This is a genomic window from Pedobacter sp. BG31 (assembly GCF_042464845.1).
GTDB classification, from domain to species: domain Bacteria; phylum Bacteroidota; class Bacteroidia; order Sphingobacteriales; family Sphingobacteriaceae; genus Pedobacter; species Pedobacter suwonensis.
Window position 1 is genome coordinate 147,890 of record NZ_JBHNZK010000014.1, and the last position, 10,157, is coordinate 158,046.

Genomic DNA, 10,157 nt, shown 5'->3' on the forward strand with positions numbered 1-10,157 from the left:
AAATTAAAGGGTTGCGTAATAATCTATTGTTTCGCCGTCTTTTAACGTTACGATTGCTTTTTTGTATTTCGGGCTACGGCCTGATACAAAACCTGCTTTAGTGTAACGAGATTTAGCTTTTCCATCAACAACCATTGTGTTAACTGCAACGATGGTTACACCGTACAATTTCTCAATAGCAGCTTTGATTTGGATTTTGTTAGCCTTGTGGTTAACACTGAACGTGAAACGGTTAGATTTCTCAGATAAAGCTGAAGCTTTTTCGGTTAATATTGGTTTTTTTAAAATTTCCATATTACTTGGCAAACGCCTCCTCCAAAGTTTTAACAGAATCAGCAGTTAACACAAGTACACCAGCGTTCAACACATCATAAGTGTTTAAATCTGCTGCAGAGATTACTTTTGTTTTCTGAACGTTTCTGCTTGATAAATAGATATTATTATTTTGTGCAGGTAAAACCAACAAAGTTTTTTGATCATCCACTTTTAAAGCAGCTAATAAACTTGTGTAGTTTTTAGTTTTAATCGTATCGAAGTTGAAATCTTCTAAAACTACCACGTTGTTGTCTTTTGCTTTATAAGCTAAAGCCGATTTACGTGCTAATGATTTTAATTTCTTGTTCAATTTAAAACTGTAATCACGCGGCTGAGGACCGAAAACACGACCACCACCGTTAAATAACGGAGATTTAATGCTACCGGCACGGGCACCACCTGTACCTTTTTGTTTGTATAGTTTACGGGTTGAACCAGCAATCTCGTTACGTTGTTTAGATTTGTGAGTACCCTGACGTTGGTTAGCCAAATACTGCTTAACATCTAAATAAATCGCGTGGTCGTTAGGCTCGATACCAAATACCGATTCAGGAAGTTGCACCTTGGCACCTGTTTCTTTACCTGAAATGTTTAATACTTTAACTTCCATCTGATTATTTGTCTAAGATTACGTAAGAACCTTTAGCTCCTGGAATGGAACCACTAACTACTAATAAGTTTTGCTCAGCATAAACTTTCAAAACCTGTAAGTTCTGAATTTTTACTCTGTCTCCACCTGTTCTTCCTGCCATGCGCATTCCTTTGAATACACGTGAAGGAAATGACGATGCTCCCAATGAACCCGGGGCACGTAAACGGTTATGCTGACCGTGAGTCTGCATACCAACACCGGCAAATCCGTGGCGTTTTACAACACCCTGAAAACCTTTACCTTTTGAGGTACCTACAACATCAACAAAATCGCCTTCTGCAAATGCATCTACAGTTACAACATCACCTAAATTAAGTTCAGTTGTAAATGAGTTGAATTCTACCAGCTTGCGTTTTGGAGTTGTGTTTGCTTTCGCGAAATGGCCTTTTAACGGTTGAGATGTGTTTTTCTCTTTTTTCTCATCGTATCCTAGCTGAACAGCTGAATACCCGTCTTTTTCTTCGGTCTTTACTTGTGTAACTACACAAGGCCCAGCTTCGATTACAGTACAAGGAATATTTCTTCCTTCTGCATCGAAAATACTGGTCATTCCTACTTTTTTTCCAATAATTCCTGACATTTTATCTTTTCTTTTTAACACCCATCGAAGCAGTAGGGCTTCGTTCAAGGTGGTTGTACATCCCCCGAAAGGGACGGCAAAGATAGGCAAGAATTATTAATTTTCAAATAGTTAGCTAAATATTTTTTCAAATAAATTGCTGATATGATGGGATTTAGCCTTAAAAGGCTTAGTAAAGTCATATAAAGACTTAAAATACCTATCTACTTACTTGATATTTAACCTATTAATTTCTTAATACACTAAAAAACAGCATTTAATAATTGAAAAGAGTCGTCTTTAATTACGCCCTTCTATTCTATTTTTAACAGCCTCCATTACACCAAGTACCGCATTTTCATTACATTCGTACTTATATATGTTATTTACTAATATTGCACTACAAACAATTGCATCTTCAAGATTATCTTTTCCTAAAAAGTACTGACATAATGCAGCGTAAAAAAACATAAACTCTCCCTCCGAAAAAGAGGTGCGTTGTGGGAAAGCCTGATTTAGATAATACTGGCTATTTAATAGCTCAAATCCTTTTTCTAGCTCCTGATCGATGATAGCTGCATGCGCAACAAAAATTCTGAGGTATAAAAAATCGGGGAAAAGGGTTAATCCTTTTTGAGCTATTTCATTGGCCTTATAGTTGAGATTAGCCAGCTTATAATGCAGAAACAATTCAATATAAAAATAAGGATTATCTGGGTTCTTAACCAAAAGCTTTTGTATCTGGCTTAAACTCTCATTACTTTGTTCTTCAAATATATGTTGATTTAAATCTATACATTCTATTATTTCATTATCCAAATCCTCATTAGCGCTGTAAAAAGTGGTGTCAACCATATTATTAAGAACTTCCACAATCAGGTCATTGTCTAAATTAGTTGCGTTATTAAACCTTACATCGTTGTAATAGTCATTTATTAAATCAAAATATATTTGCTTAAAATCAGATATTTCCTCATTGCCAAATCCATTTAATTCTCCCTCTTCAAACTCATCATTTTCATAAAACAGGTAATTACCCGCTCCAACATTTTTATCCAGAGTAGCCAAGATCTGCTTTATTTTAGCAGGATTATCATTTGGTCCAATGTAATATGCAGGCACACCCGCTTCTCCAAATTCGATATCAATTAACGGGATGTGATCATCATCTTCTTCCAAGATATATTGGGCAACCGACCAATCTTTATGCGGTTTAAAGCCACAATCATTAGCAAAAGCTTCTGCACCGTAAATGATGTTATGCGCATGATCGTATTCAATTTCTTCCCCGTTAATATAATCTACCAGGTCGAACATTTCATCTTCAGACACACTAAACTTAAAAAAGGCATCCTTAATCCCCAAGCATTTCAAATCCACAAGGTAAAAACCGAGGGTAACATTCCCATTAGTATGCTTCCGACTCACCAATATATTAGCCATACCCGCCCCAATCCAATCGCGACTAATGAAGCAACTACCTAGTTGCAATCCCCTAGCCCGGGTTTTAATAAAATTTTCTGGTTTTTGGAATAATTGAACAGTTTTACCTGATTTAGCCATTGGATGTGGTCTTTATAAGTCTTTGAAAAACAATTTTAATTGTTTACTTTTAATATCTGAAAAATTAATGCGCAATTCCGCCGTTTAGGCTAATGGTTATAATAGCCAAAATAATAAATCCTATCAGCACATATAAGTAATCGCGCTCAATCAAAAAGCTAAAAATTGCGAATACGATTCGTGCAATCGGCGTAAAAATAAGCATCAGTATGCCAAACTGTACAATAGCATCGCCCTGAAAACTGGCTACTCCCCTAAATATGCCCGTAATGGAAGAAAACTTGCTGAGTTCTGGCGTAAAAACTTTATAATTGGTAATGGCTCCTTTGTTGTGGATGAGGAAAATAGCACCGCCGATTAATACAATTGACATCGAAATGATTACGCCTGCACGTAAAAGTGTTCCAAGAATTAACTGAATATCCTTATCGTTCAGATTTTCTTTTTTTCCTGCATCCATTATAATCCACTTATTCCTTTATAAATCATCTGCAATGCCAAAAAAGCAACAACAATGGCAAACACAATTTTAAGTTTATCGGTTTTGGCCTTTACCAATACTTTCGAGCCCACGGTTGCCCCTGTTAAAACACCAATGCAAACGGGCATGGCAATACCAGGATCAATCTGGCCACGGTGCAGATAAACTACAGCACTGGCTGCTGCTGTAACACCCATCATAAAATTACTGGTTGTTGTTGATACCTTAAAGGGCAAACGCATAATATTATCCATTGCAATTACCTTTAGGGCTCCACTCCCAATACCCAGCAAACCAGATAAGGTTCCGGCAAAAAGCATCATTAAAAAACCTCCCGGTACATTTTTCACTGCGTATGGCTGGTTTATACCTTTATCAGGGTAAGAGCCGTTGAGTTTAAAAAACCTGGCCCATTTATCTGTATTTTCCGAAATAGTATGATCTACTTTTTTCTTTAAAGTCATAATTGCCGAAAAGATTAAAATACAACCAAATAGGATAGCAATATAATTTGCATTGAGGTAAACGGCTACAATTGCACCGCAAATAGCACCTATAGTAGTGGCAATTTCTAAAAACATCCCGATACGGATATTCGTGATGCCTTCTTTTACATAAGCAGCAGCCGAGCCTGAAGAAGTAGCGATAACCGAAACAATGGATGCACCAATAGCATAATGGATATCAACACCTAAAGCCAGTGTAAGTAAGGGAATAATGATAACCCCACCGCCTAAACCGGTTAGCGAGCCCAATAATCCAGCTAAAAAAGCGCCTAATAAAACGATAATGGTAAACAGCAATACCGACATGCAGGCAAATATAATGTACTGTTTTTGGGTAAACGAAGGATATTGGGAATAAAATAAAGTCTATATGTTATATGGAATAGGTAAAATGGATGAGGGAAAAATGGATGAAGAATAATAAAATGGATATACATCACAGCTCATCATATGCACTTTCGAGTTCTGTTAAAATAAATTGAGGTTTAGTAACAGCATATTTGATTTTTATGGAATCGCCTACCTGTAAACCCTTCGGATTGATATCCCAGCTTCCATCAAATGAATAATCAATATGATTTACCTGATATTTTACTTTAATGGAATGCCCTTTATAATGTTTAATCCTTACAATCAATCCCTTTCCATAATCATATCTACCCTTAACAAAATTAATACGCTCTTGATGATCTTTCTTTGAAGATCTGTTTATCATAAATAAACCTAAAAGTACCAGGATTGCTATAACAACGAGCGTTATGGCTGCTTTAAGCTTATCACTCATCTGTTTTCCTCATAAACTTTAAACCATCATCCATTTTACATTACACATCTTACATCATTTCCCAAGCCTTTTAATCATTTCCGCACTTAAATCCCTGCCATCATTCAGCCGGTTGGCAAAAAATGATTTGGCTGCTTCGAAATGTTCTTTATACCCCTTTAAGTCGCCATAACCGATAATGGATGCCCATTCATGCACCGCAGTATGGAATTCCAGATCGTCCCCACGGATTGATTTATCATATAATGCCGTGTTGATCGACTCTTCCAACATGACTTCGTTTTTAAAAAGGTATTCGGCAATACCCAGCCTCAATTTAAAGGGAGGTGTTTGGCAGATCAGGTTATCGTAAGGATTTACCCCCATTTTATACCAGGCGTATACCATACTCAATAAACTAAGATGCGAATTGGGTTTCTGTTTATGGTCCGCATCAGATAGGCTAAACTCTTTCATGATGTTATCATCCAGCAATAAAAGTGAGCGGCTCTCATGAAAAACGAAATCGCGGGCCGCGTAAATTTTCTCTCTAAACTCCGTTTCATTTTCACAGATCATCAGCTTAAACAGTTCAGACTCTGCCTGGGCATAATATTTAACCTGTTTTTGCGCGTAGGGATTTAGGATAGCCAGACCTGCGTAGATGTGTGATTTATAACTAAAAATCCTTAGCGTGGTTAAAATCTTTACATTATCGATTCCACCTGCATAAGCAGGATTATCCCAGGGGAAAAAGCCGGCATTTTTCCAGGCAGAACCCATGCTCTCAAAACCCATGTGCGTAACCGCTTGCGTATCGGCCACAATGCGGTCGTGCTCGCGGTAATCGTCCATTTCAATAATGTTCGATTTTAAAGATTGGTAAACTTCCAATGCCTGTGAATAAATCTCGTCGGTAGCCCGGTGACGAACCACTACAAGCGTTTGCCCTTCAGGACTAAAAGCCGGACCATGCAAAGAATGGCAGGTTACAATCTGGGTATCTATCGGAAGGTGTTTTTCAAAAGCAGCAATTTCAGGATGTTTTACTGAGGTTTGGCCTGAAACAATTGCTCCATATTTGGTTGAGCGTGCAAAAGTAGCCACCACTTCATCAATTTTCTCGGCTTCAACGCAGTAAATAATAAAATCAGATTTACGCGCCACTTCATGGCCATCGGTTAAAACCTCTACTCCTTTAGACTCAAGCTCATTTTTTAACTCCGTAAAACGTAAAGGCATATCTGCCCCACATACCTTATAACCTGCATTTACAAACGACAAAGCGTACAATTTGCCCATATCGCCCATCCCAATAATTCCTATTTGCATGAAACAAATTTAACCTATCGTAAACAATTTTATAATAAAACTTAAATAAAATTGTTATTTAGAATGTTAAACCAAAATAATTTTATCGATTTGCCAAAACCCGAAACAATTTTATTAAACACAAATTAGATAAAATGCAGTTTTACACACTAATACCTATATTTAAACTATGCAGAAAATTAAACTAACCTTATTGTTTTTAAGCGCGATGCTATTTTTAAACGTTGCATTTGCCCAAACCGCTCCTGATACCACTAAAAACACTGATCCATCTTTAAACGGCCAGTATCAGTTTATGTTGAAAAAATCTAAAAGTTTGTATGGTGCCAGACTGATCAATCCAAGCCGATTATCCGCTTTATGGAAAAGTGTTAACGACACATTGAAAAAGGAACGCAAACAACTGCAGGAAGCCAGGCAGCAAATTAAGGCACAAGCCGACAATATTTCGAGTTTAAAAGGAGAGGTTACCGGAAAAGAAAGTTCGCTTGCTACTGCCAATGCATCTGTTAACGAAATTAAATTTTTAGGAATTTCCTTTAATAAGGGCACTTATAATACCATTGTTTGGACGATTATTATCGTGCTGGGCATTGGTTTGGCTTTTGTTATTTTCCAATCTGGCAAATTAAGGCATGAAGCTAAATACAGGACTGAACTTTACCAGGAAGTGGCCGATGAATTTCAGGCGCATAAGGTAAAGGCAAAAGATAAAGAAATGAAACTGGCCCGTGAACTACAGGATGAAAGAAATAAATGGGACGAAGGTAGAGGAAGATAAACGCTAGCCACAAATCAATCTGGATTTTTTATTTTCGGAACCATACTAAGAAGATTTAAATTAGTGTCAGATGGTAACATCTGACACCACAGATAAAAAATAATGATTTGAAAACCGGATCATTATTAAGTTAAAATAACTACGTTTCTGAAGGAAAAGATATACCCTTGATATTCCTGTATAAATCTACCGCATACAAGTCTGTCATGCCAGAAACAAAGTCCAGCACACTCTGTATTATAGAATAAATATCGGTCAGATCGGTGTGATATTGCTTTGGAATGAGTTTAACCAGTTTTTTATAATAATGTGTATTGTTATGAATAAGTGCAGGAACAAACTCTTCTAATAAACCGGCCATAATTTTATAACCTGCTACCTCTTTCTGTATAACAGATGAGAAATTGTATATACGCTCCACAGAAATCTTTTCAACAGCTTTCCAGGCAGCGATATACGGTTCAGGAAGTAAATCGGTTAAGCTATGGTTAAGCTCACCCTTTAATAGTTTTTCCTGCTCTCTAAAAAATATGGCCGCGCATTGATTTGTTAAAGTGTTAATGGCTTTAGCGCGAAGCAGACCAATTTTGGCATCATCATCTTCATAATCGTTTTTTAAGCGTTCTTCAATTGTTGTTGAATTGGCAAAAGGCAGAAGGTAAGCCTTCACCTCTTCGTAAGAAAGTATCTTAAGGCGGTGCGCATCTTCCAGATCGATAATGCTGTAACAGATATCATCTGCAGCTTCTACCAAGTAAACCAAAGGATGGCGTTTGTAGATAAGGTACTCATTATCTTCTTGTGCCAGGTGAAGTTCGGCAGCAATCTTTCTAAAACTTTCCTCTTCTGATTGGAAGAAACCGTATTTTTTGCGATGCAGCAGGCCTTTCTGTTTACCTGCAATGGAAGCGCATGGATATTTGGCTATAGAAGCCAAAGTAGAATAGGTGAGCGCATAAGCATCATTTCCCTTTCCCTTTAGTGGATGGGTGAGTATACGAATGGCATTGGCATTTCCTTCGAAATTAATTAAATCGTGCCATTGCGATTCGCTCATTTCGTTCTGGTAAACTTTACCATCTCCATCAGTAAAATAACGCGAAATAGCTGCTTCGCCCGAATGTCCAAATGCCGGGTTGCCCAAATCATGTGCCAGCGCGGCGGCGGCAACAATATTGCCAACTTCATTAATTAAAGGAACTTCTTTAATAAGTTGTGACTGGCGTTCTTCTACACTTTTTAAGAATATATTGGCCATGGAACGGGCTACACTCGCCACTTCTAAACTATGTGTTAAACGATTGTGCACAAAAACACTTCCAGGCAATGGAAAAACCTGGGTTTTATTCTGAAGCCTTCTAAATGGAGACGAAAAAATCAACCGGTCGTAGTCACGCTGAAAATCTGAACGCGCCCGATCTGTGCTGGCACCATATTGCTCTTGTCCGTATCTTTTATTCGAAAGTAAATATTTCCACTCCATTTATCCCGTTGGCCTTTAAAATTTGGCGCAAGTTAAACAAAACGAGAAAATGGTAAAGCATAAAGCTTGAGGTAAAATTTATCAACAAACTTACTGTTCTTGATTTATCCTGATTCAAACTATTTGAATTCCTACCTGTTTATTGATAAAACGATACAACATGAAAACAAGCATATATAACAAAAAAGAACATATTGAGGGCTATGTAGGATCAGGTGATGAAGAATCAGAAAAATCAGATGTGCAAAAAGCTTTTGAAGAGGGTAATGATACTGATGTAGTAACCAGTTATGGAAAAGAGCCCGATGAGTTGATTAAAGGAAATCCTTTAGCAAAAGACGGCAGAGACAACTCTGGCACACAGGGTAAAGATTCACTTAGTGACGACGCCTTCAACAGCACGGATAAAAATCCTACGTTAAAAAGTGCGGAAAGTCATACCGGAAGTTCTTCTGAAGATTTTAAATCGAATGCTGATATTAATGAAGAAGATGAAAACCATGCATTAAATACGGGCATTTAAGGAAATATTATAGGTTTGCCAATCTCCAAAAAAAGCGCCTTTATGATATAAATAACAATTATAGGCCAAACCTGTAACGGCACACTATCACATCAACGAATACGTTATTCAAAGTACAACTGAGGAAAAAATTGACATATATCAATGTATTAAAACCATATTTTTTGTGAATTGATTTTTAGTTTTCGAGATTTGCATTGTTGTAGGATTCGCGACAAAAATTAAACAAAATCATTGACTAAATATTTAAGGGCATTCGCTGCTTAATTAGCGTATTACAGTTGTCGAATCCTAAATAATTTGCATCTACCGGAAAATGCATAAGCATTATAAAGGGATTATTCTGTGGGGATAATCTCTTTATAATAAATCATAAGTCCTCACCTCTCAACCCCTTATCATCATTCTTATTCCTGCTTCCTATATCTTCACCCTGGCTTAAATTTGAATTATTCAAACTTTCATTAATATTTTGGGAAGTATCATTTACAGTTGATGGCAAACGGGAAGCCTCCGGTTCATCCTTACGTTTAAAATCAGCTCTCTTATGTCCGTACGTAGCTTCTCCGTTATCCCAATCTATCTGATCATCACGATTAATGTCTTCGTTAGAATCGCTATTTTTATTATCATTATTTTCCATGGTGATTTATTTTGGTAGATACTCCCTATAAGAACAACAGATTAAGGAAAAAAGTTTAACCTCGATGTAATTATGTATGATCAGCGTTTCGCCAGATGCTATCCTGTTAACCGACCAATTAATTTACGCCTTTACTTTGGTCTATCTTTGTGCTACTATCCACGTCATCTTTAGTTGAACCATTTTCATCACGGTGCTGTGGCGGATTTTCCATCCTGCTTTCTTCCAGGTCAGAGAAATCACTGCCTTGTTGATTAGCTACTTCGCCATGTGAAGAAGGTTTATCTTTCCCTTCTTCTTTAGGATCAGCAAAATCCTGCCCTTCAACAGATGATGCCTTTTGTTCTTTATCATTACTTATCATATCAATATAACCAGCCGGCTCAGGTTTTGTTTTTGAAACTGAGCTATACAAAAAAAGGCCCCGATTTGAACTGAACCCGAAAAGTTGGACAAAGTTAAAAATTAATTAATATGATGAGCCCGGTATTTTATCGGGCTCATTCCGTTTAGGTTGAGTTTGATCCTATCGTTGTTGTAGTAGGTTATATATTCT

14 protein-coding genes are annotated in these 10,157 nt (G+C 37.1%); 2 read left to right on the forward strand and 12 right to left on the reverse strand.

Going from position 1 to position 10,157, the window contains the following annotated elements; translation table 11 throughout:
* Positions 1 to 3: 3 nt before the first annotated feature.
* The 8 genes from rplW to ACFE6N_RS16820 form a co-directional block, all read right to left on the reverse strand.
* Positions 4 to 294: a 50S ribosomal protein L23 gene (gene rplW, locus ACFE6N_RS16785; RefSeq protein WP_090501098.1), complete on the reverse strand. Its 291-nt coding sequence runs from the start codon at positions 292 to 294 to the stop codon at positions 4 to 6.
* A gap of 1 nt (position 295) precedes the next feature.
* The gene (gene rplD, locus ACFE6N_RS16790; RefSeq protein WP_090501096.1) at positions 296 to 925 is read right to left on the reverse strand and encodes a 50S ribosomal protein L4; all 630 of its coding nucleotides are present in this window, start codon (positions 923 to 925) and stop codon (positions 296 to 298) included.
* A 4-nt stretch (positions 926 to 929) separates the two neighbouring features.
* Entirely contained in the window at positions 930 to 1,547 is a 618-nt protein-coding gene (rplC, locus tag ACFE6N_RS16795) for a 50S ribosomal protein L3 (RefSeq protein ID WP_090984227.1), read from the reverse strand.
* A gap of 279 nt (positions 1,548 to 1,826) precedes the next feature.
* Positions 1,827 to 3,089 (reverse strand): hypothetical protein, encoded by a 1,263-nt coding sequence (locus ACFE6N_RS16800; RefSeq protein WP_378938295.1) that lies wholly within the window; start codon positions 3,087 to 3,089, stop codon positions 1,827 to 1,829.
* Between the two features lie 64 nt (positions 3,090 to 3,153).
* Positions 3,154 to 3,549 (reverse strand): DUF1634 domain-containing protein, encoded by a 396-nt coding sequence (locus tag ACFE6N_RS16805; RefSeq protein ID WP_378938297.1) that lies wholly within the window; start codon positions 3,547 to 3,549, stop codon positions 3,154 to 3,156.
* Positions 3,549 to 4,382 (reverse strand): sulfite exporter TauE/SafE family protein, encoded by an 834-nt coding sequence (locus ACFE6N_RS16810; RefSeq protein ID WP_145857029.1) that lies wholly within the window; start codon positions 4,380 to 4,382, stop codon positions 3,549 to 3,551. Before ACFE6N_RS16810 ends, ACFE6N_RS16805 begins: the two co-directional genes overlap by 1 nt.
* 130 nt (positions 4,383 to 4,512) lie before the next feature.
* Entirely contained in the window at positions 4,513 to 4,860 is a 348-nt protein-coding gene (locus ACFE6N_RS16815) for a hypothetical protein (protein ID WP_378938299.1), read from the reverse strand.
* Between the two features lie 54 nt (positions 4,861 to 4,914).
* Positions 4,915 to 6,171, reverse strand: a complete 1,257-nt coding sequence (locus ACFE6N_RS16820) for a prephenate dehydrogenase/arogenate dehydrogenase family protein (RefSeq protein ID WP_378938301.1) — start codon at positions 6,169 to 6,171, stop codon at positions 4,915 to 4,917.
* A gap of 169 nt (positions 6,172 to 6,340) precedes the next feature.
* Here ACFE6N_RS16820 and ACFE6N_RS16825 point away from each other — a divergent pair, with 169 nt between their 5' ends.
* Positions 6,341 to 6,952, forward strand: coding sequence for a hypothetical protein (locus ACFE6N_RS16825; RefSeq protein WP_378938303.1), 612 nt, complete (start codon positions 6,341 to 6,343; stop codon positions 6,950 to 6,952).
* 139 nt (positions 6,953 to 7,091) lie between these two features.
* Here ACFE6N_RS16825 and ACFE6N_RS16830 read toward each other — a convergent pair whose 3' ends face one another.
* Positions 7,092 to 8,435: a deoxyguanosinetriphosphate triphosphohydrolase gene (locus tag ACFE6N_RS16830; RefSeq protein ID WP_378938305.1), complete on the reverse strand. Its 1,344-nt coding sequence runs from the start codon at positions 8,433 to 8,435 to the stop codon at positions 7,092 to 7,094.
* A 160-nt stretch (positions 8,436 to 8,595) separates the two neighbouring features.
* Between ACFE6N_RS16830 and ACFE6N_RS16835 the strand changes: the two genes are divergently transcribed.
* The gene (locus ACFE6N_RS16835) at positions 8,596 to 8,958 is read left to right on the forward strand and encodes a hypothetical protein (RefSeq protein WP_378938308.1); all 363 of its coding nucleotides are present in this window, start codon (positions 8,596 to 8,598) and stop codon (positions 8,956 to 8,958) included.
* Between the two features lie 370 nt (positions 8,959 to 9,328).
* Here ACFE6N_RS16835 and ACFE6N_RS16840 read toward each other — a convergent pair whose 3' ends face one another.
* The 3 genes from ACFE6N_RS16840 to ACFE6N_RS16850 form a co-directional block, all read right to left on the reverse strand.
* On the reverse strand, positions 9,329 to 9,601 hold the full coding sequence (locus tag ACFE6N_RS16840) for a hypothetical protein (protein WP_378938310.1): 273 nt from the start codon (positions 9,599 to 9,601) through the stop codon (positions 9,329 to 9,331).
* A 118-nt stretch (positions 9,602 to 9,719) separates the two neighbouring features.
* Positions 9,720 to 9,965, reverse strand: coding sequence for a hypothetical protein (locus ACFE6N_RS16845; RefSeq protein WP_378938312.1), 246 nt, complete (start codon positions 9,963 to 9,965; stop codon positions 9,720 to 9,722).
* Between the two features lie 101 nt (positions 9,966 to 10,066).
* Positions 10,067 to 10,150 (reverse strand): IS3 family transposase, encoded by an 84-nt coding sequence (locus ACFE6N_RS16850; RefSeq protein ID WP_378938317.1) that lies wholly within the window; start codon positions 10,148 to 10,150, stop codon positions 10,067 to 10,069.
* Between the last annotated feature and the right edge of the window lie 7 nt (positions 10,151 to 10,157).